29 protein-coding genes and 1 pseudogene are annotated in these 26,695 nt (G+C 64.0%); 22 read left to right on the top strand and 8 right to left on the bottom strand.

Annotation, left to right across the window (positions count from 1 at the left end):
• Positions 1–2: 2 nt before the first annotated feature.
• From ugpE to rsmI, 5 genes are all read right to left on the bottom strand, one after another.
• Positions 3–845 carry a sn-glycerol-3-phosphate ABC transporter permease UgpE gene (gene ugpE / locus ACT6VE_RS17720; protein ID WP_069060241.1) on the bottom strand — a complete coding sequence of 281 codons (843 nt, stop codon included), beginning with the start codon at positions 843–845 and terminating at the stop codon, positions 3–5.
• A gap of 13 nt (positions 846–858) precedes the next feature.
• On the bottom strand, positions 859–1,791 hold the full coding sequence (locus ACT6VE_RS17715) for an ABC transporter permease subunit (protein WP_444799993.1): 933 nt from the start codon (positions 1,789–1,791) through the stop codon (positions 859–861).
• 17 nt (positions 1,792–1,808) lie between these two features.
• Positions 1,809–3,107, bottom strand: coding sequence for an extracellular solute-binding protein (locus tag ACT6VE_RS17710; protein WP_444799846.1), 1,299 nt, complete (start codon positions 3,105–3,107; stop codon positions 1,809–1,811).
• Between the two features lie 103 nt (positions 3,108–3,210).
• Positions 3,211–3,579, bottom strand: coding sequence for a YraN family protein (locus ACT6VE_RS17705; RefSeq protein WP_444799845.1), 369 nt, complete (start codon positions 3,577–3,579; stop codon positions 3,211–3,213).
• Complete coding sequence (gene rsmI, locus ACT6VE_RS17700) at positions 3,569–4,495, bottom strand: 16S rRNA (cytidine(1402)-2'-O)-methyltransferase (RefSeq protein ID WP_444799844.1); 927 nt, start codon at positions 4,493–4,495, stop codon at positions 3,569–3,571. The genes ACT6VE_RS17705 and rsmI overlap by 11 nt, the downstream gene beginning before the upstream one ends.
• 232 nt (positions 4,496–4,727) lie before the next feature.
• Between rsmI and dnaN the strand changes: the two genes are divergently transcribed.
• From dnaN to ACT6VE_RS17670, 6 genes are all read left to right on the top strand, one after another.
• On the top strand, positions 4,728–5,846 hold the full coding sequence (gene dnaN, locus ACT6VE_RS17695) for a DNA polymerase III subunit beta (protein ID WP_444799843.1): 1,119 nt from the start codon (positions 4,728–4,730) through the stop codon (positions 5,844–5,846).
• Between the two features lie 219 nt (positions 5,847–6,065).
• Positions 6,066–6,668 carry a phospholipid N-methyltransferase PmtA gene (gene pmtA, locus ACT6VE_RS17690; protein ID WP_444799842.1) on the top strand — a complete coding sequence of 201 codons (603 nt, stop codon included), beginning with the start codon at positions 6,066–6,068 and terminating at the stop codon, positions 6,666–6,668.
• Positions 6,669–6,677: 9 nt separating this feature from the next.
• Complete coding sequence (locus ACT6VE_RS17685) at positions 6,678–7,259, top strand: histidine phosphatase family protein (protein ID WP_444799841.1); 582 nt, start codon at positions 6,678–6,680, stop codon at positions 7,257–7,259.
• A 2-nt stretch (positions 7,260–7,261) separates the two neighbouring features.
• On the top strand, positions 7,262–7,960 hold the full coding sequence (pyrF, locus tag ACT6VE_RS17680) for an orotidine-5'-phosphate decarboxylase (protein ID WP_444799992.1): 699 nt from the start codon (positions 7,262–7,264) through the stop codon (positions 7,958–7,960).
• 180 nt (positions 7,961–8,140) lie between these two features.
• Complete coding sequence (locus ACT6VE_RS17675) at positions 8,141–8,428, top strand: DUF1330 domain-containing protein (RefSeq protein WP_444799840.1); 288 nt, start codon at positions 8,141–8,143, stop codon at positions 8,426–8,428.
• Between the two features lie 121 nt (positions 8,429–8,549).
• A complete protein-coding gene (locus ACT6VE_RS17670; RefSeq protein ID WP_444799839.1) occupies positions 8,550–9,530 on the top strand; it encodes a complex I NDUFA9 subunit family protein in 981 nt (326 codons plus the stop codon).
• Positions 9,531–9,624: 94 nt separating this feature from the next.
• On the opposite strand, the gene ACT6VE_RS17665 is transcribed toward ACT6VE_RS17670, so the two are convergent.
• Together ACT6VE_RS17665 and ACT6VE_RS17660 are read right to left on the bottom strand one after the other, a co-directional pair.
• Positions 9,625–9,831, bottom strand: a complete 207-nt coding sequence (locus tag ACT6VE_RS17665; RefSeq protein WP_444800002.1) for a hypothetical protein — start codon at positions 9,829–9,831, stop codon at positions 9,625–9,627.
• A gap of 197 nt (positions 9,832–10,028) precedes the next feature.
• Positions 10,029–10,835, bottom strand: a complete 807-nt coding sequence (locus ACT6VE_RS17660; RefSeq protein WP_444799838.1) for an undecaprenyl-diphosphate phosphatase — start codon at positions 10,833–10,835, stop codon at positions 10,029–10,031.
• 186 nt (positions 10,836–11,021) lie between these two features.
• Here ACT6VE_RS17660 and ACT6VE_RS17655 point away from each other — a divergent pair, with 186 nt between their 5' ends.
• The 16 genes and pseudogenes from ACT6VE_RS17655 to ACT6VE_RS17580 all read left to right on the top strand — a co-directional run bounded on the left by ACT6VE_RS17655 (position 11,022) and on the right by ACT6VE_RS17580 (position 26,135).
• A complete protein-coding gene (locus ACT6VE_RS17655; protein WP_444799837.1) occupies positions 11,022–11,714 on the top strand; it encodes a glutathione S-transferase family protein in 693 nt (230 codons plus the stop codon).
• Positions 11,715–11,724: 10 nt separating this feature from the next.
• On the top strand, positions 11,725–12,870 hold the full coding sequence (queG, locus tag ACT6VE_RS17650; RefSeq protein WP_444799836.1) for a tRNA epoxyqueuosine(34) reductase QueG: 1,146 nt from the start codon (positions 11,725–11,727) through the stop codon (positions 12,868–12,870).
• The gene (locus ACT6VE_RS17645) at positions 12,867–13,742 is read left to right on the top strand and encodes an SDR family oxidoreductase (protein WP_444799835.1); all 876 of its coding nucleotides are present in this window, start codon (positions 12,867–12,869) and stop codon (positions 13,740–13,742) included. Before queG ends, ACT6VE_RS17645 begins: the two co-directional genes overlap by 4 nt.
• 363 nt (positions 13,743–14,105) lie before the next feature.
• Positions 14,106–14,465 (top strand): septal ring lytic transglycosylase RlpA family protein, encoded by a 360-nt coding sequence (locus ACT6VE_RS17640; protein ID WP_444799991.1) that lies wholly within the window; start codon positions 14,106–14,108, stop codon positions 14,463–14,465.
• A 77-nt stretch (positions 14,466–14,542) separates the two neighbouring features.
• Complete coding sequence (locus tag ACT6VE_RS17635; protein WP_444799834.1) at positions 14,543–15,832, top strand: RsmB/NOP family class I SAM-dependent RNA methyltransferase; 1,290 nt, start codon at positions 14,543–14,545, stop codon at positions 15,830–15,832.
• 194 nt (positions 15,833–16,026) lie between these two features.
• Positions 16,027–17,304: an imelysin family protein gene (locus ACT6VE_RS17630; RefSeq protein WP_444799833.1), complete on the top strand. Its 1,278-nt coding sequence runs from the start codon at positions 16,027–16,029 to the stop codon at positions 17,302–17,304.
• Positions 17,305–17,349: 45 nt separating this feature from the next.
• Positions 17,350–18,882: a di-heme oxidoreductase family protein gene (locus ACT6VE_RS17625; protein ID WP_444799832.1), complete on the top strand. Its 1,533-nt coding sequence runs from the start codon at positions 17,350–17,352 to the stop codon at positions 18,880–18,882.
• A gap of 64 nt (positions 18,883–18,946) precedes the next feature.
• A pseudogene (locus tag ACT6VE_RS17620) lies at positions 18,947–19,073 on the top strand (endonuclease domain-containing protein); the annotation flags it as partial.
• Positions 19,074–19,085: 12 nt separating this feature from the next.
• A complete protein-coding gene (locus ACT6VE_RS17615; RefSeq protein WP_444799990.1) occupies positions 19,086–20,189 on the top strand; it encodes an imelysin family protein in 1,104 nt (367 codons plus the stop codon).
• Complete coding sequence (locus ACT6VE_RS17610; RefSeq protein ID WP_444799831.1) at positions 20,189–21,292, top strand: DUF1513 domain-containing protein; 1,104 nt, start codon at positions 20,189–20,191, stop codon at positions 21,290–21,292. The genes ACT6VE_RS17615 and ACT6VE_RS17610 overlap by 1 nt, the downstream gene beginning before the upstream one ends.
• Before the next feature lie 53 nt (positions 21,293–21,345).
• Positions 21,346–21,804 carry a TspO/MBR family protein gene (locus ACT6VE_RS17605; RefSeq protein WP_444799830.1) on the top strand — a complete coding sequence of 153 codons (459 nt, stop codon included), beginning with the start codon at positions 21,346–21,348 and terminating at the stop codon, positions 21,802–21,804.
• A gap of 83 nt (positions 21,805–21,887) precedes the next feature.
• A complete protein-coding gene (locus ACT6VE_RS17600) occupies positions 21,888–22,337 on the top strand; it encodes a PaaI family thioesterase (RefSeq protein ID WP_444799829.1) in 450 nt (149 codons plus the stop codon).
• On the top strand, positions 22,334–22,978 hold the full coding sequence (locus ACT6VE_RS17595) for a 5'-methylthioadenosine/S-adenosylhomocysteine nucleosidase (protein WP_444799828.1): 645 nt from the start codon (positions 22,334–22,336) through the stop codon (positions 22,976–22,978). The genes ACT6VE_RS17600 and ACT6VE_RS17595 overlap by 4 nt, the downstream gene beginning before the upstream one ends.
• Positions 22,979–23,031: 53 nt before the next feature.
• Positions 23,032–24,594, top strand: coding sequence for a glutamine-hydrolyzing GMP synthase (gene guaA / locus ACT6VE_RS17590; protein WP_444799827.1), 1,563 nt, complete (start codon positions 23,032–23,034; stop codon positions 24,592–24,594).
• A gap of 202 nt (positions 24,595–24,796) precedes the next feature.
• Positions 24,797–25,258, top strand: a complete 462-nt coding sequence (locus ACT6VE_RS17585; RefSeq protein ID WP_444799826.1) for a carboxymuconolactone decarboxylase family protein — start codon at positions 24,797–24,799, stop codon at positions 25,256–25,258.
• Positions 25,248–26,135: a sigma-70 family RNA polymerase sigma factor gene (locus tag ACT6VE_RS17580; protein ID WP_444799825.1), complete on the top strand. Its 888-nt coding sequence runs from the start codon at positions 25,248–25,250 to the stop codon at positions 26,133–26,135. The genes ACT6VE_RS17585 and ACT6VE_RS17580 overlap by 11 nt, the downstream gene beginning before the upstream one ends.
• Here the strand turns inward: ACT6VE_RS17580 and ACT6VE_RS17575 are convergent.
• Positions 26,132–26,692 carry a methylated-DNA--[protein]-cysteine S-methyltransferase gene (locus ACT6VE_RS17575; RefSeq protein ID WP_444799824.1) on the bottom strand — a complete coding sequence of 187 codons (561 nt, stop codon included), beginning with the start codon at positions 26,690–26,692 and terminating at the stop codon, positions 26,132–26,134. The genes ACT6VE_RS17580 and ACT6VE_RS17575 overlap by 4 nt on opposite strands.
• Positions 26,693–26,695: the final 3 nt, after the last annotated feature.

The following is a 26,695-nucleotide window of genomic DNA, read 5'->3' as shown; positions in this document are numbered from 1 at the left end:
CCTTACTTGTCGCTTTCGGTGAGGCCCTTGATGAACCAGCGCTGGAAGATCAGCACGATCATCACGGGCGGCAGCATGGCGAGGATCGCCAGCGCAAAGGCCTCGTTGTAATCGGGAATGTTGGAGCCGACCCAGACGAGCAGGATCTGCTTGATGCCGCGCACCAGGGTGAAGAAGCGCTCATCGGTGGTCATCAGCGTCGGCCAGAGATACTGGTTCCAGCCATAGACGAACATGATGATGAAGATCGCCGCGATCATGGTGCGCGAGAGCGGCACCAGAATGTCGAAGAAGAACTTGATCGGCCCGGCGCCATCGATACGCGCAGCCTCCAGCAGTTCCTCGGGTACCGACTTGAAGAACTGGCGGAAGAAGAAGGTGCCGGTGGCGGATGCGAGCAGCGGGACGATGAGACCGGTATAGGTGTTGGTCAGCCCGAGCTTGGTCATCACCTCGTAGGACGGCACGATGCGCACTTCGAGCGGCAGGAGCAGCGTCGTAAAGATCATCCAGAAGAACAGCGTGCCGAACTTGAAGCGGAAATAGACGATCGCATAGGCCGCCAGCATCGAGAGCACGATCTTGCCCGCAGCAAAACCGATGCCGAGGATCAGCGAATTGAGGATCATGCGGGTGCCGGTGATTTCGCCGGTGAAGCCACCCTTGCGCGTCAACACGGTGTTGTAGGTCTCGGTGAAATGGTCGCCCCAGGAGAGGAAGACGCCGTTGCGGTGGATGTCGACCGCGTCGTGGGTCGAGGTCATGAAGGCGACGACGACCGGCGCCACCATGATGAAGACGCCGAGCATGAGGACGAAGTGATCGAAGAAACGGATGCGGTTCATGGCGGGCGCCCTCTCAATTGTAATGGACGCGCCGCTCGATGAAGCGGAACTGGAAGATGGTGAGCACGAAGACGACGATCATCAGGATGACGGACTGGGCCGAGGAGCCGCCGAGGTCGTTGCCGCGGAAGCCGTCCATATAGACCTTGTAGACGAGCGTGATCGGGTTGTTCGCCGCCTTGTCCTTCACCATCACGTCGATGACGCCGAACGTGTCGAACAACGAATAGGTCATGTTGATGATGAGCAGGAAGAAGGCGGTGGGGGCAAGTAACGGCAGCGTCATCGTCCAGAAGCGACGGACGCCGGAGCGGCAGTCGATGGCGGCGGCTTCGCGCACGGAGACGGGGATGCTCTGGAGCCCTGAGAGAATGAAAATGAAATTGTAGGGGATCTGCTTCCACACCGACACGATGATCATGGCGATCGCGGTGTCGTTATAGTTGAGGCCAACTTTCATGTCCCAGCCGAAGAAGCCGGCGAGCTTCACAAGCGGGCCGATATGCTGATCGAAGAACATCATGCCCATCAGGCCGGCGACCGGCGGGGCGATGGCGTAGACCCAGATCAGCAGCGTCTTGTAGGTCGAACTGCCCTTCAGCACCGCGTCGGCCTTGACGGCGAGCAGCATGCCGATGCCCAGCGACAGGAAGGTCACCAGCACCGTGAACACGACGGTGAAGCGGGCGATTGCCTGGTACTGCACGGAGCCCAGCGCATCGGAGTAATTGGAGAGGCCCACGAATGTGGAGCCGAAGCCGAACGGGTCTTCGAGATAGAAGGACGACTGGATCGCCTGCACGGAGGGCCAGTAGAAGAACACGAAGATGATCGCCATCTGCGGCGCGATAAAGAGATAGGGCAGATAGGGCGACGAGAACTGCACGCGCTTCATGGAGCCACCTTCATAGCGGCGTGCCGGGAGCAGGACGCCCCCGGCACGAATTTCAACGGATGGCGGTATCAGCCGGCGGTCTTGGCGAAGCGGGCGAGCAGCGCGTTCGCTTCGGTCTCGATCGTCTTCAGAGCTTCTTCGACAGTCGTTTCACCGGCGAAGATGCGGCCGTATTCGCGTTCCATGATTTCGCGGATCTGCGGGTAGAAGCCGAGGCGGTAACCCTTCGACCAGTCGCCCGACTTCAGCATGAGCTGCTGGATGCCGACTTCGGCAGCCGGCTTCTCCTTGTAGTAGCCTTCGGACTTTGCGAGTTCATAGGCAGCCTTGGTGATGGCGACGTAGCCGGTTGCCTGGTGGTAGAATTTTTGGATTTCCGGCGAGGTCAGGAACTGGAAGAAGTCGGCCGTGCACTTGTTTTCGGCTTCCGGCTTGCCGGACATGGCGAAGAGAGCAGCACCGCCGATGAAGGTGTTGGTGCCGGCACCCTGGATGCTGTTCCAGTAGGGCAGGAAGGTTGCCGAGAACGGCTTCTGCGCGGTCTTCTGGAGGCCGCCGAACGAACCCGAGGAGCCGATCCAGAAGGCGGCCTTGCCTTCTTCGAAGAGCTTCTGGTTGTCGTTCCAGCCGGCGCCGTAGTAGCCGAAGTAGCCTTCGTCAGCCCAGGCCTTGAGCTTGGTGAACATCATGACGAGGTTCGGGTCCGTCATGTTGATCTTGGTGTCGACGACCGAGTCGTAGCCGTTGTTGTTCGTCGCGAACTGGATGTTGTGGCGCGAGAAGAAGTTTTCGGTGAACTGCCAGGTCAGCTGCGACTGGACGAGCGGCAGGTAGCCGGCTTCCTTGAGTTTTGGCGCGATCGCCTCGAACTCTTCCCAGGTCTTCGGGGCTTCGACGCCGGCCTTTTCGAGGGCTTCGGTGTTCACGTACATGATCGGTGCCGAGGAGTTGAACGGCATGCCGACGAACTTGCCATCCGGCGCGGCGTAGAAGTAGCGCACGCCCTCGATGAAGGCTTCGCGGTCGAAGGTGTAGCCGGCCTGGGTGATCAGGTCTTCAGCGGGAATGACGGCGCCCGGCGCATTGATGATCGTCGCCGCACCGGCGTCGAACACCTGCAGGATGTTCGGCTGTTCGCCCGAACGGAAAGCCGCGATGCCGGAAGCGAGCGCTTCCTCATAGGTGCCCTTGGAAACCGGCGTGATGGCGCAGGTCGATTGCGCCGCGTTGAACTTCTGCGCGACTTCGTTGATCACTTCGCCGTTGCGGCCGGCCATGCCGTGCCACCAGGTGATGTTGGTGGCGGCCATCGACGTCGTGGCGGAAATGGCGAGCGCGAAACCTGCGAGGGAAAGCGGCTTGAACATGGGTTGCTCCTCTTCACCGGATTTGGTGTGAGGGGTGCACTAAGGGGCGACCATGACGGGCGCGTTACGCTTTCGTGTCAGTTTCGTTACATTTTCCTTTTGATCAAAACGCATCCGCTAGGTGTTTTGGAAGCCGCCAGGGCCGCACCGCGACAATATCATACCGTAACGACAGGCGATGGCCGTCCGGCTGGCGGGAAAGCCAGAGTTCGCTGGCCGCGCGAATGCGTTGCTGAGTGGTTCCGGTGACGGCGAAGACGGCGCTGTCGATGTCGCGGCGGGCTTTCACTTCCACGCAGACGATGAGATCGCCGCGCCGGGCGATGATGTCGATCTCGCCAAGCTTGGTGCGATAGCGGATGGCGCGGATGCGGTAGCCTTTGGCGACCAGATACAGTGCAGCGATGTATTCGGAAACGTGTCCGCGGCGGAAGGCTTTGAGCCGGTTCGGATCCGCCGCTTTACCCGGCATCGCCGCCCTTCAGGTCGATGAGCCGCTGATAGAGGTCGCGGCGCGGCAGGCCGGTCTGGCGTGCCGCCTCCGTCGCGGCCTTGCCGGCCGACATGTCCTTGACGAGCGCCGAAAGCAGCCGGTCGACATCCGCCGCCTCGGGGGCTGCCGCCTCGCCGGGCGGGGCGATGACGAAGACGATTTCACCCTTCACTGTATGGCCGTCGCCATAAAAGGCGGCGAGGTCGCCGAGCGGGCCGCGGCGGAATTCCTCGAACGTCTTGGTCAACTCACGGCAGACGCAGGCTGCGCGCCCCTCGCCCAATACGTCCGCCGCAGCAGCGACTGTCGCAGCGATGCGATGCGGCGATTCAAAGAACAGCAGCGTTGCCGGAACGCTCGCAAGTTCGGCGAGACGGTCGCGCTTTGCCTTGTCCTTGGTCGGCAAAAAGCCGGCGAAGAAGAAGGCATCGTTCGGCAGGCCGGAGCCAACGAGGGCAGCGAGCGGCGCGGAGGCGCCGGGGATCGGCACGACACGGTGGCCGGCCGCGATTGCCAGCAGCGCCAGCCGATAGCCGGGATCGGAGACGAGCGGCGTGCCGGCATCCGAGACGAGCGCCACGGATTTTCCCGCTTCCAGCGCGGCGATGAGCCGGGGACCGGCCTCGTCCGCATTGTGCTCATGATAGGCATAGGGCCGGTTGACGATGCCGTAACGGTCGAGCAGCACGCGGGTGACGCGGGTATCCTCGCAGGCGAGCACGTCGGCGCCGGCCAGCGTTTCCAGCGCGCGCAGCGTGATGTCGGAGAGATTGCCGATGGGGGTCGCGACCAGATAGAGCGCCGGCTCCTGTGGCCGGGCCGGGATCACGGCATTGTGCAGGCGAAAGCTTTTCGCGTTTTCGCCCGCTCCGCTCGCCACAGCCTCGTCCCGCATATCCGTCACCTTTCCGGCCATTGAAGGGCCGCACTTTTCTCTCCTTATGGGCGAGCAGGCATGCCCTCGCAAGGTGCGACCAGTGAGTATCGCGTGTCCAGCGCCGTTAGCACTTGCAATCGTCCGCATCTTTCTGCCATTTTGCCCGTCCACATCCTTCCGGCACAACCGGAATTCCAAGGCAATGCCGCGCCGGTCTCCGGCGCACTAGCGGTCGAAAGCGGTACAGTTCATGCGCATTACTCTCGAGCGGTCCAATCTTCTGAAGTCGCTGAACCACGTTCATCGCGTGGTCGAACGGCGCAACACGATCCCGATCCTCTCGAACGTGCTGCTGCGCTCGGACGGCACCAGCCTCGACATGAAGGCGACCGACCTCGACCTCGAGATCACGGAAGCCACGCCGGCGCAGGTCGAACAGGCCGGCGCGACCACCGTTCCGGCGCATCTCCTCTACGACATCGTGCGCAAGCTTTCCGATGGCTCTGAAGTGGCGCTCGCCACCAATGCCGACGGCTCCGCCATGACGGTGACGTCGGGCCGCTCGAAATTCTCGCTGCAATGCCTGCCGCAATCCGACTTCCCGGACCTCACCGCCGGCAGCTTTTCGCACACGTTCCGCCTCAAGGCGACGGATCTGAAAATGTTGATCGATCGCACGCAGTTTGCGATCTCGACGGAAGAGACCCGCTATTATCTCAACGGCATCTTCATCCACACGATCGAGAGCAACGGCCAGCTCAAGTTGCGCGCCGTCGCCACCGATGGTCACCGCCTCGCCCGCGCCGATGTCGAGGCCCCGTCGGGCTCCGAGGGCATGCCGGGCATCATCATCCCGCGCAAGACGGTCGGCGAACTGCAGAAGCTGGTCGACAATCCGGACCTCATCGTCACCGTCGAAGTGTCCGACGCCAAGATCCGCTTCACCATCGGCTCGATCGTGCTGACCTCCAAACTGATCGACGGTACCTTCCCGGATTACCAGCGCGTGATCCCGACCGGTAACGACAAGGAACTGAAGATCGACTGCCAGTCCTTCGCGCAGGCCGTCGACCGCGTTTCCACCATTTCCTCCGAGCGCGGCCGTGCCGTGAAGCTGGCGCTCATCGAAGGCCAGTTGACACTCACCGTCAACAATCCGGATTCGGGCAGTGCGACGGAAGAACTGGCCGTCGGCTACGACAGCGATCCGCTGGAAATCGGCTTTAACGCCAAATACCTGCTCGACATCACCTCGCAGTTGTCCGGCACGGAGGCCGTCTTCATGCTGGCTGATCCGGGCTCGCCGACGCTGGTGCGCGATCTCGCCGGCGACGACGCGCTCTACGTGCTCATGCCGATGCGCGTCTAGGCCTGCGGTCTCGACATCGGGAAACCGTTGTGGAACCCGCCGGCCATCCGGCGGGTTCTTTTTTTGCATGAGCGGCGGCGCCCGAGGAAACTTGGGGCGACGGCGCGATCAGACTTGCTTTTGACGCAAACCGCGTCACATATTTGCCCATGGCCGGACGAACTGGACGGGAATGAAACCCGCTGCCGGCCTAGCGAATGCACCATGAAGGGGAATGGCATGACGTTGCGCGTAAAGGTCAAGGAACGGCTGGGCAAAAAGTTCGACGACGAAATCCGCTTCTTCAAGGGCTGGATGAGCAACACGCGGGCCGTCGGCTCGATCATTCCTACGTCCTCGATCACCGCGCGCCGCATGGCGAGCGTCGTCAACCCCGCCTCCGGCCTTCCCGTTCTGGAACTCGGCCCGGGTACCGGCGTCATCACCAAGGCGATCCTCGCAACCGGCCTTGCCCCGGAAAAGCTGACCTCGGTCGAATTCTCGACGGATTTTTACAACCACCTGGTCGAGCGCTTCCACGGCGTGAACTTCATCAATGGCGATGCCTTCGATCTCGACAAGACGCTCGGTGACCTGCGCGATGTGACCTTCGACAGCGTTGTTTCCGCCGTGCCGCTCTTGAATTTCCCGATGCACAAGCGCGTATCGATGATCGAAGACTTGCTGGCCCGCATTCCCGTCGGCCGCCCCGTCGTGCAGATCTCCTACGGTCCGCTTTCCCCGGTCATCGCCATGCCGGACCGCTACCAAATCACGCATCTCGACTTCGTCGTGCGCAACATTCCGCCGGCACAGCTCTGGACCTACCGCCGCACCCATTGAGGCACGGCCATGTTCGCGCTCTACATCACCCATCCGCAGGTGCTGATCGACCCGGCCGTGCCCGTGCCCGACTGGGGTCTGTCGGAGCGCGGCCGCGAGCGCGCCCTGCTTGCCGCGTCATCCGATTGGTCCCGCCAGATCGGCCGCTTCGTGGCGAGCACCGAACGCAAGGCGATCGAGACGGCGGACATTCTGGCCGCCGGCCGTCTCGCCATCGAAACCGACCACGCCATGGGCGAGAACGACCGCTCCGCCACCGGCTTCCTGCGGCCCGACGCCTTCGAGGAGGCGGCCGACTGGTTTTTCGCCCATCCGGAACAGAGTTTTCGCGGCTGGGAACGGGCCGTGGATGCGCAGGCGCGTATCGTTTCGGCCGTCGAGCGGGCATTGGCCGACCACGATCCCAAAATCCCCATCGCCTTTGTCGGCCATGGCGGCGTCGGCACATTGCTGAAATGCCACCTCAAGGGCAAACCGATCCACAGGGATGGTGACCAGCCGGCGGGCGGCGGCAATCTTTTCGCTTTCCGGCTTGCAGACCGCGCTGTCACATGCGACTGGACGCCAATGGAGTTTTGGAAAGGGTTTTGACCATGTCCGCGCGCGACCGTCTGATCGTTGGCCTCGATGTTCCAACCATCGCGGAGGCGGAAAAGGTGGTCCGGGCGCTCGGCAGTACCGCCCTCTTCTACAAGATCGGCTACCAGCTGGTCTTCGCCGGCGGCCTCGAATTCGCCCGCGACCTTGCCAAGGACGGCAAGAAAGTCTTCCTCGACATGAAGCTGCTCGACATCGACAACACGGTGGCGAAGGGCGTCGAAAACATCGTCAAGATGGGCATGTCCATGCTGACCCTGCACGCCTACCCCAAGGCCATGGCCGCCGCCGTGTCCGCTGCCAAGGGCTCCGACCTCTGTCTGCTCGGCGTGACGGTCCTCACCTCCATGGATGCCAAGGACGTCATCGACGCCGGTTATGAATATGACCCGCACACGCTGGTGCTGCGCCGCGCCGAACAGGCGCGCATCGCCGGCATGGGCGGTGTCGTCTGCTCCGCCGAGGAAGCCAAGGCCGTGCGGAAAATCGTCGGTGCGGACATGGCGATCGTCACCCCCGGTATCCGCCCTGCCGGCGCGGAACTCGGCGACCAGAAGCGCGTGATGACACCGGCCGACGCCTTGAAGGCCGGCTCCAGCCACCTCGTCGTCGCCCGCCCCATCGTGAACGCCACCGACCCGCTCGCCGCGACCAAGGCCATCCTCGCCGAGATGGACGGCGCGCTGGCGGCGTGAAATAACAGCCCGTTACAGGGGATACCCCCCTCATCCGGCCTTCGGCCACCTTCTCCCCGCTGGGGAGAAGGGAAACGAGACGTCTGCGATGTCCCCTTCTCCCCAGCGGGGAGAAGGTGCCGGCAGGCGGATGAGGGGGAAATCTCGACGGCGCTTTGACAACAAAAGACGGAGAGAGACATGCCGAAGGGCTACTGGATTGCACAGGTCGACGTGCGTGACGCCGAGCGCTACAAGGACTATGTCGCCGCCGCCAAGCCGGCCTTCGAGAAGTTCGGCGCGAACTTCGTCGCCCGCGGCGGCGCCTATGCGCAGCTGGAAGGCCGCGTGCGCGCCCGCAACGTGATCATCGAATTCCCCTCGCTGCAGGCCGCCGTCGACTGTTACAACTCGCCGGAATACCAGATCGCCGCCGCCATCCGCCAGGAAGTGGCGGATGCGGAGATGGTGGTCGTCGAAGGGCTCTGAGCGTCCCACCGAAAATCGCCGCAAAACCCGGTCGGAGAGACGCTTCGTCGCGCTTCACCTTGTCGGTGCTTTGGGCTATGTAGGCCCTACCTACCTTTCCTATCCTTTCAGGAGCAGCCACATGACCTTGTCCAACCTTCCGCCGCTCGTCACCGTCTTCGGCGGCTCGGGCTTCGTCGGGCGTCATGTGGTGCGCGCGCTGGCGCGCCGCGGCTACCGCATCCGCGTTGCCGTCCGTCGCCCGGATCTCGCCGGCTTCCTCCAGCCGATCGGCGGCGTCGGCCAGATCTCCTTCGTGCAGGCGAACCTGCGCTACCGCCAGTCGGTCGACCGCGCCGTCGAAGGCTCCGACCATGTCATCAACTGTGTCGGCGTGCTCTTCGAGAGCGGCCGCAACACCTTTGATGCCGTCCAGGATTTTGGCGCCCGCGCGGTTGCCGAGGCTGCCCGTGCGGCCGGTGCCAAGCTCACCCACATTTCCGCGATCGGCGCCGACGAAAAGTCGCAGTCCTCCTACGCCCGCACCAAGGGCCGCGGTGAAGCCGCCGTGCTGCGCACGGTGCCGGACGCCACCATCCTGCGCCCCTCCATCGTCTTCGGCCCGGAAGACGGCTTCTTCAACAAATTCGCCACCATGGCCCGCTATGCGCCGGCTTTGCCGCTCATCGGCGGCGGTCATACCAAGTTCCAGCCGGTCTATGTCGCGGATGTCGCAGAAGCCGTTGCCCGTTCTGTGGATGGCACCATCGAACGCGGCCGCATCTACGAACTCGGCGGCCCGGAAGTGCTGACCTTCCGCCAGTGTCTCGAACTGATGCTGCGCGTGGTCGACCGCAAGAAGCCGCTTGTGTCCCTGCCCTTCGGCATCGCCTCGCTGATCGGCTCCATCGCCTCGCTCGTGCCCTTCATCACGCCGCCGCTGACCTCCGACCAAGTGACGCTGCTGCGCTCGGATAACGTGGTTTCGGACGCAGCCCGCAATGAAGGTCGCACCCTCGAAGCCATCGGCATCGAGCCGATCCTCGTTGAGGCGATCCTGCCGAGCTACCTCGTGCGCTACCGCCAGCAGGGCCAATTCACCCGCATCGACAAGACGGCCTGATAGCGCTTTCCTGGAATTCAGAACGGCCGCCGCAGGGGCATTCCCCGCGGCGGCCGCTTCGTTTTCTGAAAGCGCTTTGATCGCCCTGTTGCACTTATGCAGCGGTTAAAAAAAGCGTTGCGGCATTTACGCAGGATTCAGCATGTCGCGATATTGCTTGTCTTCGGGCCAGCGAATAAACACCGCCCCCGTCGCGTTGTACTGAATGACAGTTCTGCGGCGTATTTTCAGGACTTTGAGAGGCTTCTCCGCCCATGGGCAAGGCAATTGCAATCTTCTTCGGATTTTCGGCTCTGATCATCGTGGCCGGATCCTTTGCCGCGCCCTCGACGGTCTCCGCGGGCAAGCATGGCTGCTCGCCGGCCTACGGCGTCGACCCGTGCACGACCGCATCGGTCAAGTAAGCTTCGGCCGGTCCTGAGACCGGCCGAACTGATTCTTTGTTTGACGCAATTCGCGGCAGGGAAAACCGCTACACACTTTTCCTGGAATTGCTTCTCAGCCAAAGACCAGCAGGCCGATAAGGCCCAACGTTCCCACAACGATTCGCCAGATCGCAAACAACGTGAAGCCGCGGCGCGACACGAAGTCGAGCAGCTTGCGCACGACGAACAGGCCGGCCACGAAGGCGGCGGCAAAGCCGACGCCGACCAGCAGCAGGTCGCCCGACGACAGCGCATCGCGGTTCTTGTAGAGATCAAGCGTGAAGGCGCCGACCATGGTCGGCATGGCGAGGAAGAACGAGAATTCTGCCGCCGAACGCTTGTCGGTGCCCATCAGCAAAGCGCCGGCGATCGTGGCACCCGAGCGGGAGGTGCCCGGAATCATCGCGAGGCACTGGCAGAGGCCGATCTTGAAGGCCAGCGACGGCGGGTAGGTCATCGCATCCGTATAACGCGGCGTCAGCGGCAGGCGGTCGATCACGTAGAGGATGACGCCGCCGATGATCAGCACGATGCAGATGAGCATCGGCGTCTCGAACAGCACCGTCTTGATGAAATCATGCGCGAGTGCACCGATGACCGCCGCCGGCAGGAAGGCGACGAGCACGGTGAGCACGAAACGCCGGGCTTCCGGGCTCGATGGCAGCGCGAAGGCGATGCGCAGCAATTTCCCCGCATAGACCGAGAGGATCGCCAGGATGGCGCCGAGCTGGATCAGCACGGCAAAGCTGTTGCCCGGCGACTTGAAGCCGAGAAAATGCCCGGCAAGCAGGATATGGGCGGTGGAGGACACCGGGATGAATTCGGTCAGCCCCTCGATGAGACCGAGAATGAGGGCGCTGACAATCGACTGGTCTGCCATGAAAGTTCCTTGAGACTGGGGAAGGAAGGCATGAAAGTGAAGCAGGCTACGGCAAAAAGCCCGATTCGCTTGTGTTTGTACCACCAAATTTCTATAGGTTCGTCAAATCAGCCGTCGCCAAATCAGCTCCGCATGAGGCGGCAGGCCGGCATCGCCCTTTCCGCAAGACGAGTAAAAGCAGCGTACATGCCCACACTCTATCATCAGCCCATGTCGTCCGCGTCGCGCTTCGTTCGCCTGATCCTTTCGGAATACGGCTTCCAGACGGAGCTTGCCGAGGAGGCGCCGTGGGAAAACCGCCGCGATTTCCTGGCCCTCAATCCGGCCGGAACGCTGCCCGTCTATGTCGATGACAGCATGCGTGCGCTCTGTGGCGCGAGCATCATCTCCGAATATCTCGACGAGACGCACGGCGTGCTGAAGCGCGATCGCCGGCTGCTTGCGGAGGACCCCTTCCAGCGCGCGGAAATCCGCCGTCTGACGGAATGGTTCCTGCAGAAGATGGAACAGGACGTCACGCGCCCGCTGGTGCGCGAGCGCATCTTCAAGCTCCAGATGACACCGGACCAGGGCGGCGGCGCGCCGGACAGCAAGATTCTCCGCAACTCGCGCGCCAACATCCGCCAGCATATGAAATATCTCTCCTGGCTTGCCGGCTCGCGCACCTATCTCGCCGGCGACCGCCTGAGCTATGCCGACCTCGCCGCCGCCGCCATGATCTCGGTGCTCGACTATATGGGCGAGATCAACTGGGCGGACGCGCCGCAGGCCAAGGACTGGTACCAGCGGCTGAAATCCCGCCCCTCCTTCCGCCCGCTGCTCGCCGAGCGCGTGCGCGGCGTCACGCCGGTCTCGCATTACGCGGACCTGGATTTCTGAGGACAAGACAATGTCGGGCGACGAGAGGATCCGGCGCCGCCTGACCGATTTTGTGAAGGCGGAAGCCGCGGACAAGGGGTTCGACCTCTGTCGCATCACCGGCCCCGACTCGATCCCGGAAGCGCCGCCGCGTCTCGCCGACTTCCTCGCCGCCGGCTACCATGGCACGATGGACTGGATGGCCGAGACGGAAGCCCGCCGCGCCGATCCGCGCGTATTGTGGAGCGACGTGCGCTCCGTCGTGCTGTTCGGCATGAATTATGGCCCCGAGCACGATCCACGCGCCGTGCTCGCCATGCCGGACCGGGCGGCGATCTCGGTCTATGCGCAAAACCGCGATTATCACGACATCATCAAGGGCAAGCTCAAGGAAGTGGCGACGCGTTTTGCCGCGCGCGGCGGGGCTGATGTCAAGGTCTTCGTCGATACGGCGCCGGTGATGGAAAAGCCGCTTGCGGCCGCGGCAGGCCTCGGCTGGCAGGGCAAACACACCAATCTGGTCAGCCGCACGCATGGCTCCTGGCTCTTCCTCGGCAGCCTCTTCACCACCGCCGATCTCTTCCGCGACGAGCCGGAGCGCGACCATTGCGGCTCCTGTCGCGCCTGCCTGGACGCCTGCCCGACACAGGCTTTCCCGGCACCCTACAAGCTCGATGCCCGGCGTTGCATCTCCTACCTCACCATCGAGCACAAGGGACCGATCGAGCCGGAATTCCGGACAAAAATCGGCAACCGCATCTATGGCTGCGACGACTGCCTCGCCGCCTGCCCCTGGAACAAGTTCGCAGCCAGCGCCTCCGAAATGAAGCTCGTTGCCCGTGAGGAGCTGAAGGCGCCGGCCATCGCCGACCTTTTGACGCTCGACGATCCCGGCTTCCGCACGCACTTCTCCGGCTCGCCCGTCAAGCGCATCGGCCGTGACCGCTTCGTGCGCAACACGCTCATCGCCGCCGGCAATTCCGGCGACCGCAGCCTGATCGAACCCTGCATGCGCCTTGCCGACGATGCCGCGCCCGTGGTGCGCGGCATGGCCGCATGGGCGCTTTCCCAGCTGATGACACCTTCCGAATTCCGGCAATTTGCGGCAGGAAAGACGGACGACGCGGACGAAGACGTGCGCGCGGAGTATGAAAGAGCGAAGGCAGACGGACGATGACGCACCTCCTGATCCTCGGCGCCGGCTTTTCCGGCAAGGCCATCGGCGAAATTTTTCGAGATGCCGGCTTTTCCGTTTCCGGTACCACGCGCTCGGCCGAGAAAGCCGAGGCACTCCGCGCCCTCGGCATCGAACCGATCCTCTATGACGGCGGCGTCATCTCCGAGCCCCTCGCTGCCGACATGGCGCGCGCCACCCATCTTGTGCAGTCGATCGCCCCCGGCAAGGACGGCGATCCGCTCTTTCGCGCCGACGCACCGGCGCTCGCTGGCCTGATGCCGAAGCTCGAATGGGCCGGCTATCTCTCCACCGTCGGCGTCTATGGCGATCACAAGGGTGGCTGGGTGGACGAAGAGACCGTGCTGAACCCGGTCTCCGCCCGCTCCGTCGAGCGGGTCGAAGCGGAAAACCATTGGCTCGCCTTCGGAGAAGCATCAGGCCTTCCCGTCGCAGTCCTGCGCCTCGCCGGCATTTATGGGCCGGGGCGCAATGCGCTGCGCAACATGGAGGAAGGCACCGCGCGCCGCCTCATCAAGCAGGACCAGGTGTTCAACCGCATCCGCGTCGAGGATATCGGCGGCTCGGCGCTGTTCCTTGCACAAAGGCATCTCGGCGGCGTGTGGAACATCACCGACGACGAACCGGGCCCGCCGCAGGATGTCGTCGCCGAAGCCGCGCGCCTGATGGGCCTGCCGACGCCGCCGGATATTCCTTTCGAGACGGCGGAACTTTCTCCCATGGCCAGGTCTTTCTATGGCGAGAACAAACGCGTCTCGAACGCGAAACTGCGTGTTGCGGGCTTCGACTTCCGCTTCCCGAACTATCGCCAATCGCTCGCCGAACTCCTCTCGTCCGGGCGCTGGCGGGGTTGAGGGGCGAGGCCGGCGGGTCAGCTTTTTGCTGTTTTATGCAACCTGAAATTTATCTGCCCCATTTTTGCCGCCGAATTCCTGCGCAGTTGTTGCTAATATTGGAAGTTTTTTCTGAAAATTTGCATGAATGCCCCATCGACGTTCCAGCTTTACAGTCGATACAGTTTAGCGACTGATTCAAAAGACCTTTTCTGGTCATCTTAACGAAGATTAAAAATCCATCGTGGGCGATGGACTGTATATCGGAACGCCATTCGACAGAATTGCGGCGGGTTGAGGCACGTTTTTGCCACTTTTGCTTCATCATAGGGCGAGCATCACAGCGGAAGTTCACACCTTGCCCGGAAGGTCACCCGATACATGATGCTCAAGCTCTCCAGTCTCGCGCTTGCGTCGCTCGTCGCCGCCTCCTCCACCTTCGTTACATTCTCCGATGCTCAAGCCGCTGGTTGCGGTCGTGCCTCGTGGTATGCGCTGCATTCGCGCACCGCGTCCGGCGAGCGGATGAATCCGAACCTGATGACGGCCGCCCATCGCAGCCTGCGCTTCGGCACCAAGGTGAAGGTCACCAACGCCAACAACGGCAAGAGCGTCGTGGTGCGCATCAACGATCGCGGCCCGTTCATCCGCGGCCGGGTGCTCGATCTTTCCAAGGCTGCCGCTTCCAACATCGGCATGATCCGCTCCGGCCACGCCAAGATCTGCTTCGAAGTCATCGGCTGATCAAACCTTGAATCTGCGTGCGCCGGCTTGCCCTCGGCGCATTCCGCCGCTACCACGACGCAAAATGGAGTAAGCGGATGCGATTGGGTGGGCGGCTCTCGGGAGCCATCGAGGTTCTGACGGATATCGAGACGCGGCGACGCCCCGTCGCCGATGCGCTCAAGGACTGGGGCCTTTCCCATCGGTTCGCCGGGTCCGGCGACCGCGCCGCGATCGGCAATATCGTCTACGACGCGCTGCGCATGAAACTGTCACACGCCTATCTGATGGACGACGACAGCCCCACCGCCCTCGGCTATGCCGTGCTGCTGCGCCAGTGGGGCCTCGCCCCCGAGGCACTGGCCGCGGAATTCGACGGCGACCGGTTTGCCCCGGAGGCACTGTCCGAAGAGAAGCTCGCCACCTTCCGCGCCCGCAACCTCGACGAGGCGGCACCGCATGTGCAGGGCGACATCCCGGAGTGGATCCAGCCCGCATTCGAGACCAACTTTTCCGACGCATGGCTTGCTGAAGCCAAGGCGCTTGCCGGCCGCCCGACACTGGATCTGCGCGCCAACACGCTGAAGGCCGGCCGCGACAAGGTGCTGAAGGCACTGGAGCGCAATGCGGCGGTCGCCTCGACGATTGCCCGCCACGGCATCCGTATTCCTGCGGGCGAAGGCCCGTCGCGCCTGCCGAATGTTACCGCCGACCTCGCCTTCCAGAAGGGCTGGTTCGAGGTGCAGGACGAGGGCTCGCAGATCGTCGCCGACCTCGTCTTCCCGCAGGACGGCGACCAGGTACTCGATTTCTGTGCCGGCGGTGGCGGCAAGACGCTCGCCATGGCGGCCGCCATGCACAACAAGGGCCAGGTTCACGCCTACGATACCGACCGCAAGCGCCTCGCGCCAATCATCGAGCGGCTGAAGCGCGCCGGTACGCGCAATGTCCAGGTCCATGAGGACATTTCCAGCCTGTCGTCGTTCAAGGGCCGGTTCAACCGTGTGCTGGTCGATGCGCCCTGCACGGGTACCGGAACCTGGCGTCGGCGCCCGGACACCAAGTGGCGCCTCACCGAAAAGAACCTCGAGGAACGCATCGTTCAGCAGCAGGAAGCGCTCGCCAATGCCAGCGCCTTCGTGCGGCCGGGCGGGCTTCTGCTCTACGTCACCTGTTCCATCCTGCCGCAGGAGAACGAGGACCAGGTGCACGGCTTCTGTGCAGCCAATCCGGAATTCGAGGTATTGCCCGTCACCGATACGTGGCAGAAGCTGTTCGGCGTAGACAAGCCGCAGCCCTGGTCGCGCGATGGAAAGACCGTAACGCTCACCCCGGCGTCCACCGATACGGATGGTTTCTTCTTCTGCGCCATGGGTCGCAAGGCCTGAGGCGATTGCGCTCTGTCAAAACGGGCAGAACAGCTTGAAATCGTTCTAAACTATACACTTTGACACCAGTTTTTATTTGGTCCATGACAAGACCGCCTGAATAATCCCGGGCTCGGCGACCTGCCGGGCCATCCGGGCAGCAGCGTTACGTTGCGGCGCCCGGTGTCGGGGGGACACGCCAACCAGGAGACGTCATGACCACTTCCTTCCTTCGCGCGGCCACCTTTGCGCTAGCTGCCGCGGCGTCAAGCCTCGCCATAGGCTCCGCGCATGCGGCCGCCGATCCGGCCGCGATCGTCAAGCATTATGCCGAGATTGCGCATGCCAAATTTTCCGACTCGCTCGACGCCGCCAAGGCGCTCGATGCAGCAGTCGATGCCCTCATTGCCAAGCCGAGCGACGAAACGCTGAAGGCGGCGCGCGAGGCGTGGCTGAAGTCCCGCAATCCCTACCAGCAGACGGAAGCCTACCGCTTCGGCAACCCGCTGGTTGACGACTGGGAAGGCAAGGTCAACGCCTGGCCGCTCGATGAAGGCCTGATCGACTATGTCGACCCGAGCTACGGCACGGAAAGCGACGAGAACGCACTGTTCGTCGGCAATGTCATCGCCAATCCGAAGCTGGAAATCGCCGGCAAGACGATCGACGCGACGACGATCACGCCGGCTGTGCTGCAGGAGCTGCATGAGGCCGGCGAAGTCGAGGCGAACGTCGCCACCGGCTACCATGCCATCGAATTCCTGCTGTGGGGCCAGGACCTGAACGGCACCGGCAAGGGCGCCGGCAACCGCCAGGCTTCGGACTACGACAAGGCCAATTGCACCAACGGCAATTGCGACCGCCGCGGCGCCTATCTGAAGGCCGCCTCCTCGCTGCTCGTCACCGATCTCGAAGAGATGGTGAAGGCCTGGGCCGCGGATGGCGACGCCACCAAGAACGTCACCGCCGATCCGAAGGCCGGCATCACCGCCATGCTGACCGGCATGGGCTCGCTCTCCTACGGTGAACTGGCCGGCGAGCGCATGAAGCTCGGCCTGCTGCTGCACGATCCGGAAGAAGAGCACGATTGCTTCTCCGACAACACGCACAACTCGCACTACTACGACGTCGTCGGCATCCAGACCGTCTATACGGGTGAATATACCCGTCCGGACGGTTCGAAGCTGACCGGCCCGTCGCTTTCGGAGCTGGTTGCGGAAAAGGACGCCGCACTCGACACCGAGATGAAGGGCAAGCTCGACGCCAGCCATGCCGCCTTCAAGGCGCTGGTCGACCGTGCGGAAGGCGGCGAGGCCTATGACCAGATGATCGGCGAAGGCAACGCGGAAGGCAACAAGGTGGTGCAGACCGCCGTCGATAGCCTGATCGACCAGACGAAGACCATCGAACGCGTCATCGGGTCGCTGGACATCGGCAAGATCGAGCTTGAAGGCTCCGACAGCCTGGATAATCCTAACGCTGTCTTCCAATGATAGAAGGCGGGCCGCCTCTCCCAAGATGGCGGCCCGATTTCACGCATGACAGAACGCCCTGCCCGTCGCCTGCTCGCGGTTTCTGCCGCGGTCTTCGTCGCGGCGGGCGTTTTTGTTATTGGCGCCCATTCCGCTGATGGCGGGCGCGACGATCTTTCGGAAAAGGATCGCAAACGCGTCGCTACGGTGACGCGGCTAACGACGGACTTTTCAGCCGCCGAACAATACGAGGCCATGTCCGGCGGGGCCGCGACCTCGCTTGCGTCGACCGACGTGAACAGTTTTTCGCATTTTTCGGACAACATCACCTTCGCCGAGGAAGAGACGTTCAAGCTCGGCAACGCGCTGTTCCAGAAGCTCTGGGTCTCCTCGCCCTCCTCCACGCAGGCCTCGGACGGCTTGGGGCCGCTCTACAATGCACGCTCCTGCCAGACCTGCCACATCAAGGACGGCCGCGGCCATCCGCCGGAGGGGTCGGCCGAGGCAAGCTCCATGTTCCTGCGTCTGGCGCGGCCCGCAACGACGCCGGAGGAAGAGACGGCACTGAAGACGTTTGGCGAGATGAGCCTGCCGGACCCCGTCTACGGCCGCCAGCTTCAGGATCTCGCCGTGCCCGGCCTCAAGGCCGAGGGCCGCATGGTGATCACCTACACGGAAGAGCAGGTAGCGCTTGCCGGTGGCGAGGTCGTCAGCCTGCGCCGGCCGAGTTATTCCGTTGCCGCCCTCGCCTATGGCGACCTCGATGCGGCGACCACGCTCTCGCCGCGCGTCACCCAGCCCATGCTCGGCCTCGGCCTCGTCCAGGCGATCCACGCGGCGGATATCCTGGCGCTCGCCGACCCGGACGATGCGGATGAAGACGGGATCAGCGGCAAGGCCGCGATCGCCATCGACCCGAAAACCGGCAAGCAGACGCTGGGCCGGTTCGGCTGGAAGGCGCAGTCCGCCACGGTGCGCCAACAGAGCGCCGACGCCTTCGCCTTCGACATCGGCATCTCGACACCGGAGGTGCCGCTGCACCAGGGCGACTGCATGCCCGCACAGGTCGCCTGCCTGGAGCGCCCGGACGGCGTGCAGAAGCGGCTCGGCGACGTGGAGGCGCCACCGCCGATCATGGATCTCGTAACCTTCTACGCGGAAAACCTCGCCGTGCCGGCGCGCCGCAAGGCGAGTTTTGCCGAGACGCTGGCGGGCAAGCGCGTCTTCTACGAGACAGGCTGCGTCAGCTGTCATCAACCGAAATTCGTGACCCGCCGTGATGCCGAAAACAAGGCCCATAGCTTCCAGCTCATCTGGCCCTATTCCGATTTCCTGCTGCACGACATGGGCGAAGGCCTTGCCGACGGGCAGGCGGTCGGCGTGGCGAGTGGCCGGGAGTGGCGCACGCCGCCGCTCTGGGGTATCGGCCTTACAAAAACCGTCAACGGCCATACGTTCTTCCTGCATGACGGACGCGCCCGCAACCTCACCGAGGCCATCCTCTGGCACGGCGGCGAGGCTGAGGCAGCACGCAACCGCTTCACTGCTCTCGAAAAACACGACCGCGACGCCCTTCTGACCTTCCTGGAGAGTCTCTGATGCAGACCCGGCGCCTATCCTTCCACCGTTTCGGAACTCTCCTCGCCGCAGGCCTGTCCCGCCTTTGTGGAACACCCCCTCATCCGACCCTTCGGGCCACCTTCTCCCCGCTGGGGAGAAGGGAAAACGAGACGTCGGCGATCTTCCCCTTCTCCCCAGCGGGGAGAAGGTGCCGGCAGGCGGATGAGGGGGGTACTCCCCGGATGGTTACCCTGCTGCTCGCCGCCGGCCTGCTGCTCTCGGCGAGCCTGCCGGCCGCTGCGCAGGAGGGTGGCGCGCCGGTGCTGCCGGATCTGACGGACGAGATCGTCACCGGCATCATGACGCGCGCCGTCGACGACGTCATCCGCCCCGGCTACCGCGCCTTCCAGGCCTCTGCCGGCGCGCTTGCCGAGACGACCACCGCCTTCTGCAAGGCCCCGTCCGAGGATGGCCGGAAAGCGGTCGATGACGCCTTCCGCCAGGCGGTGACCGACTGGGGTCACATCGAGATCGTGCGCATCGGTCCTGTGATCGAGGACAACCGCTTCGAGCGCATCCTGTTTTACCCCGACCGCAAGGGCACCGGTCTGAAACAGGTGCAGGCGCTGCTCCAGAAGCAGGACGAAGCGGATACGAAGGCCGAAACGATGGGTGGCAAGAGCGTCGCCATCCAGGGGTTTGGCGCCATCGAATTCGCCCTCTACGGCACCGGCTCCGAAACGCTGATGAATACCCCCGACGGTTTCCGCTGCCGCTATGCCGCCGCCGTCGCCACCCATATCGAGACGACGGCCGGCCAGCTCGTCGCGGCCTGGGACGCGCCGGACGGCGTGCAGCGGGACTGGAAACATCCCGGCCCGCAGAACCCGGTGTTCCGCACCGCCAAGGAAGCAATGACCGCGCTGCTCGGCATTCTCGTGCACGGCGCGGAGGCGGTGCGTGACCAGCGCATCGAAACCTTCTATCGCAATGGCGGCATCGCCCGGCCGAAATCGGCGGTGTTCTGGCGCTCCGGCAACACCTGGACGTCGATCACCGCCAATATCGACGGCCTGAAAACGCTGTTCGACAAGTCCGGCATGGCTGACCTCGTCGATCCCAACGTCGCGTCGATCAACGGCAATATCGAGTTCGTGCTGAAATCGCTTCACCGCATCGCCCCGACGATCGATCCCGACATGGAGAAGGCCGTTTCCACGCCGGCGGAACAGCAGAAGATCAACTTTCTTCTCGTCAACACGCGCGACCTGATCGTCAGCCTCGACGGCGGCTACGGCGGCGCCATCGGTCTCGGCTCCGGCTTCTCCTTCTCGGACGGCGATTGATGACGGCGACAGGCGGCCATAGCGCGCTTGTCGACCGGCGCGCCTTCCTGCGCATGGCGGGTGCGGCCTGGGTCGCGACGCTTGGCGCGCGCCAGGCCTTTGCGCTCACCCGCACGGATGCCGTCTTCGCTTCCGGTTACCGGGACAGCAATGGCCGGTTCGGCATCGCGGTTCTTGCCGAAGACGGCACGATCATCGACCGCACCGCCTTGCCCGCGCGAAGCCACGGCATGGCCTTTTCGCCGGCAACCGGCCACCTCGTCGCCTTCGCCCGGCGCCCCGGCACTTTCGCGCTGGTGATCGACCGCAGCGGCAAGGCGGAGCCCATGACGATCGCCGCAGCCGACGACCGGCACTTCTTCGGCCACGGCTGCTTTTCGCCGGATGGAAGACTGCTCTATGCCAGCGAGAACGATTTCGACGCCAACCAGGGCGTGATCGGCCTCTATGATGCGCGCGACGACTACCGCCGCATCGGCGAATATCCCACCTACGGCATCGGCACGCACGACCTCTCCGTCAGTGATGACGGAAGCCTGCTGATCGCCGCCAATGGCGGCATCGAAACCCACCCGGATTTCGGCCGCACCAAGCTCAACCTCGACCATATGGAGCCGTCGCTCGCCCTCATTGACGCTGCGACCGGCGCGCTGATCGAGCACCACACGCTGCCTGAGAAACTTCGCCAGCTTTCCACCCGCCATATCGATCTCGACGACAAGGGCCGTATCTGGTTTGCCTGCCAGTACGAGGGGCCGCGCAACGACCTGCCGCCGCTCGTCGGCCATTTCGGAAAGGGCGAGGACCTGACCTTTCTCTCCCTGCCGGCGGAGACGACCATCGGCCTCGCCAACTATGTCGGCGCCATCGCCGTCAACCGGCGCGAGGGTCTTGTCGGCCTGACGTCGCCGAATGGCGGACGCTTTGTGGTGCTCGATGCAGGAACCGGCAGCGTGCTGCGCGAGGAAAGCGTCACGGACGCCGCCGGCATCGCCGCCGCGACGCAGGGTTTCGCCGTCTCCTCCTATGACGGGCGTTTTGCCGGCCGTCGCGAGGGCGTTGCCTGGGACCAGCATATTGCCGGGCTGATGCCGCGCCGCTGATTACGGCTCCTCTGCCTCTGGACGGTCGTCTGTCGCGCACTACCTCCAGGCGCATGAACAACAAACCCCTCGTCTATCTGCTCTTCATCATCCTTGTCCTCGGTGGCGGTCTCCTGATCGGTGCCAACAACGTGCCGGGCGACTGGTACCAGTCGCTGGCAAAACCGTCCTTCAACCCGCCGAACTGGGTGTTCGCGCCGGCCTGGAGCCTTCTCTACGTCATCATCGGCGTGGTGGGCGCCCGCACATGGCTTTCCCCGCTCCGCCGGTCGATCGCGATGCGCCTGTGGTTCGCCCAGCTCGTCTTCAACTTCGCCTGGTCGCCGGCCTTCTTCGGCCTGCAGGATCCGATGTCGGCGATGATCATCATCCTCGGCCTTCTCATCTCGGTCGCAGGCTTCATCGTGGTCTCCTGGCGGCAGGACCGGACGGCAGCCCTGCTCTTCCTGCCCTATCTCGCCTGGGTGCTTTTCGCGACGGCCCTCAATGCGGCAATTCTTACGTTGAACTGAAAGACGCTTGCGATGCAGCATGGGCCGTGCAAACGTCGATCAACTCCGTTCCAGGCCGGCGCGCCGGCAGACATGTGTGCACCATGATCGATTTTCCGCCCGCCGATTTTGCCGGCCGCATCACCCGAAGCTTCGACCGGCAGCCCGCGCTGCGGCTGATCGGCGCCGAGCTGACCCGCGTCGAGCACGGTACGGTGGAAATCGAGCTGCCCTTCGACGAGAAGCTGACGCAGCAGCACGGTTTTCTGCATGCCGGCATCATTTCCGCCGCCCTCGATGCCGCCTGCGGCTACGCTGCCTATTCGGTGATCGATGCGGATGCCTCGATCCTCACCATCGAGTTCAAGGTCAACCTCATGTCGCCCGGACGCGGCGACCGCTTCCTGTTCCGCGGCGAGGTCACCAAGCCGGGCTCCAACATCATCGTCGCCGACGGGCGCGGTTATGCCATTTCCGACGGCCCGGCAAAGCTCATCGCCTCCATGACCGGCACCATGATGGTGGTGCGCGGCCGCGAGGACGTCGCCGAATGAGCGTCGTCCTGAAGACGGTCGGCGCGCACCGCATCCTCTATGTCATGGCGGCGAACGCCGAATACGGGCCGCACCTCAAGGCCCGCATCACGCCGTTCATGACCGGCGTCGGCCCGGTCGAGGCCGCGGTACAGCTGACGCTGGCGCTTTGCCACCTCGAAGCCGAGGCCCAGCTGCCTGATTTCGTCGTCTCGCTCGGCTCCGCCGGCTCCGCCACGCTGGAGCAGACCGGCGTCTATCAGGCGACCGCCGTCTCGTATCGCGACATGGACGCCTCGGCGCTCGGCTTCACCAAGGGCGCCACGCCCTTCCTCGACCTACCCGTGGAAGTAACACTTCCCGTTCGCATACCCGGCATCCCGGAAGCCCGCCTTTCGACCGGCGCCAACATCGTCTCCGGTCCCGCCTACAGGGGCATCAACGCCGACATGGTGGAGATGGAAACCTACGCCGAACTGCGCGCCTGCCAGGCCTTCGGTGTGCGCCTCATCGGCCTGCGCGGCATATCCGACGGCAAGACCGAACTCACCCATATCGGCGACTGGACGGAATACCTTGGTGTCATCGACGAGAAGCTCGCCGCCGCCGTCGACCGGCTGGAAGCGGCCGTTCTCGACGGCACGATCGTGTTGAAGGGCTGAAAATCCAGCCTTCCCCCGTTGCGCGGCGCGCGGTTTTTCATTAAAGGCTCGCCATGACCCAGACAGCCACTCCCGACAGCGTTCTCATCATCGATTTCGGCAGCCAGGTGACCCAGCTCATCGGGCGACGCGTGCGTGAAGCAGGCGTCTATTGCGAGATCATCCCCTTCCAGTCGGCGGAAGAAGCCTTCCACCGCATGCAGCCGAAGGCGATCATCTTCTCCGGCGGCCCCGCCTCGGTTCTCGACCAGGGCAGCCCCCGCGCACCGCAGGTGGTCTTCGATTCGGGTCTGCCGATCCTCGGCATCTGCTACGGCCAGCAGACACTCAGCCTGCAGCTCGGCGGCAATGTCGAAGGCGGCCATGCCCGCGAATTCGGCCGCGCCGACGTGGAAATCCTGAAGGACAGCCCGCTCTTCGACGGTTTCTGGGAAGTCGGCAAGAAATACCCCGTCTGGATGAGCCACGGCGACCGCGTCACCGAGGCACCCGAGGGCTTCGAAATCATCGGCACCTCGGAAAACGCGCCCTTCGCGATCTGCGTCAACGAGGCGAAGCGCTACTACACCACCATGTTCCACCCGGAAGTGGTGCACACGCCGGATGGCGCCAAGCTGCTGTCGAACTTCGTGCACAAGATCGCCGGCATCAAGGGCGACTGGTCGATGTCGGCCTACCGCGCCCGCGCCGTGGAAGCGATCCGCGAACAGGTCGGCGAGAAGCGCGTCATCTGCGCGCTGTCGGGCGGCGTCGACAGTTCCGTTGCGGCCCTTCTCATTCATGAAGCCGTCGGCGCGCAGCTCACCTGCATCCTCGTCGACCACGGCCTGATGCGCAAGAACGAGGCGGCCAACGTCGTCGCCATGTTCCGCGAGCACTACAATCTGCATCTCATCCATGTCGACGCCGTCGATCGTTTCGTCGGCGAGCTGGAAGGCGTCTCGGACCCGGAAACCAAGCGCAAGATTATCGGCCGCCTGTTCATCGAAGTGTTCGAAGAGGAAGCCAAGAAGCTCGGCGGCGCGGAATTCCTCGCCCAGGGCACGCTCTATCCGGATGTCATCGAAAGCGTCTCGTTCACCGGCGGCCCCTCGGTCACCATCAAGTCGCACCACAATGTCGGCGGCCTGCCCGATCGCATGAACATGAAGCTGGTTGAGCCGCTGCGCGAACTCTTCAAGGACGAAGTGCGCGTGCTCGGCCGCGAACTCGGCCTGCCGGACAGCTTCATCGGCCGCCACCCCTTCCCCGGCCCTGGCCTCGCCATCCGCTGCCCGGGCGGCATCACCCGCGACAAGCTGGAAATCCTCCGCGACGCCGACGCCATCTATCTCGACGAGATCCGCAAGGCCGGCCTCTACGACAAGATCTGGCAGGCTTTTGCCGTGCTGCTCCCCGTCCAGACCGTCGGTGTCATGGGCGACGGGCGCACCTACGAATTCGTCTGCGCTCTGCGCGCCGTGACCTCCGTCGACGGCATGACCGCCGATTTCTACCACTACGACATGAACTTCCTCGGCCGCGCCGCCACCCGCATCATCAACGAAGTCCGCGGCATCAACCGCGTCGTTTATGACGTGACCAGCAAGCCGCCGGGCACGATCGAGTGGGAATGACGGGCCTCCTCCCGGGCATCCCTCAGAGCGAATAGACAGAAACAGGGTCCCGGTGCCACGCGCCGGGACTTTTTCTTTGCCTGCGCGCCGTAATCCAGATGGGGTGCGGCAAAACCCGTCTTGTCTAAAAATTTCGGCGGCCATGTCACATCGCGCACTGCTGTCTCGTCATGGTGACGTATGAATAGAAAAGGAGACTGGAATGTCACCCCGCATGACCGACTATTTCAAACGTGCAGAGCCGGCCTTCAAGACGATGTTTTCCCTGGAAGCGGCAATAAAGGCGAGCCCGCTCGATGCGACGCTCGTGCACCTGGTCAAAATACGCGCCTCGCAGATCAACGGCTGCGCCTATTGCATCCACATGCATGTGGGAGAGGCACTGAAGGACGGCGAGGACGCGATGCGCCTGCACCTGCTTGCCGGCTGGCGCGACTCGTCATTCTACTCGCCGCGCGAGCGAGCCGCCCTTGCCTGGACCGAAGCCCTCACGCTGGTGGCTGAAACGCATGCCCCCGATGCGGACTGGGCAGCCGTCGAGGCCGCCTTCACGCCCGACGAGCAGGCCTGGCTGACCGTCGCCATCGGTGCGATCAATGTCTGGAACCGCGTGCAAGTCGGGTTCCGCGCGCAACATCCGACCGAGCAGCGCCATGCCGCTTGACCCGTCCACGGATGTCTTCGAGATGCAGCGGCCCCGGCTGCTGCGTCTCGCCTATCGAATGCTGGGATCGCATTCGGAAGCGGAGGACATCGTACAGGAGGCCTGGCTGCGCTGGCACCGCAGCGATCGCGAAGCGGTGGCCGAGCCCGCCGCCTGGCTGACCCGCATCGTCTCGCGCCTCTGCCTCGACGCGATGAAAACCGCCCGCTCCCGCCGCGAGACCTATCCCGGCACCTGGCTGCCCGAACCGCTGATCGAACCGGCGGATGACGAGCTGCGGGCCGACAACATCACGCTTACCCTGATGGTGGCGCTGGAGCGCCTTTCGCCCCTGGAGCGCGCGGCGTTTCTGCTGCACGACGTCTTCAACCAGCCGATGGACGAAGTGGCAGCCACGCTGCAAAGAAGCCCGGCCGCAACCCGGCAACTGGCCGCCCGGGCGCGGGCGCATGTGCAGATCGACCGGCCGCGCTACGAGATCGCACGCGAGGACGGCGAGGCGCTTGTCCGCGCCTTCTTCGAGGCCTGCCGCCTGGGCGATGCGTCAGCGCTCGGTTCCATGCTGGCGGCCGATGTGGCGCTCCGCTCGGACGGCGGCGGCAAGGTGCTGGCCTTTCCGAACGCGATCCATGGTGCCGACCGCCTGGTGCGCCTCTATCTCGGGCTTGCGCGCAAGCTGGGGCCGCGCATGGAGTTCATCGGCCATGCCGTCATCGATGGCCTGCCGGGCTTTCTCAGCCGTATCGACGGCTACTTGCAGACCACGGCCGTGGAAATCGTGCAAGGTCGCATTACGACAATCTATATTACGCGCAATCCGGACAAGCTGGCCGGCCTGATCAGCCTGGCGCTGCCCGGACCACCGCAAGCCCACTAAAACCCGAACGACGACTGTGCGGGTTCCGGCGGGGCGAAGGAGATGCCCTCCAGCGCCAGCATCTTCAGCTTGGAGGACGCGCCGCCGGGGGCGGAGAAGCCGCCGACCTTGCCGCCGGCGGCGAGCACACGGTGGCAGGGGATGATGAGGGCGACGGGGTTTTTCGCCATGGCCTGGCCGACCTCGCGGGCCATTTCCGGACCGGCGCCGAGATCGCGGGCGAGCGTGCCGTAGGTCGTCGTCTCGCCCCAGTGCACGCGGCGCGCCGCATCGTAGATCGCGCGGAAAAAGTCGCTCTGACCGGCAAGGTCGAGCGGGACCTTTGAAAAATCCGCCGGCTCGCCGGCGAAATAGCGTCTGACGCCTTCAATGGCCTCGGCAACCGCAGGCGACGGCTCGGCGGCTTCCGCCTCCGGCAGGTGGCGCAGCAGCAGGCGGCGCGTCGTCGCCGCATCGTCACCCGGTAGCTGGAAGCGCAAAACGCCCGCCGCCGTCCAGGCGATGCCGCAGGGGCCACCGTCGGTGTCGAAGATCCGATAATAGGTTTTGCCGGTCATGGT

Source organism: Shinella sp. (genome assembly GCF_052438155.1).
Classification (GTDB): domain Bacteria; phylum Pseudomonadota; class Alphaproteobacteria; order Rhizobiales; family Rhizobiaceae; genus Shinella.
Note: the sequence above shows the minus strand (reverse complement) of the source record. Positions and strands in the feature narration are given on the sequence as shown.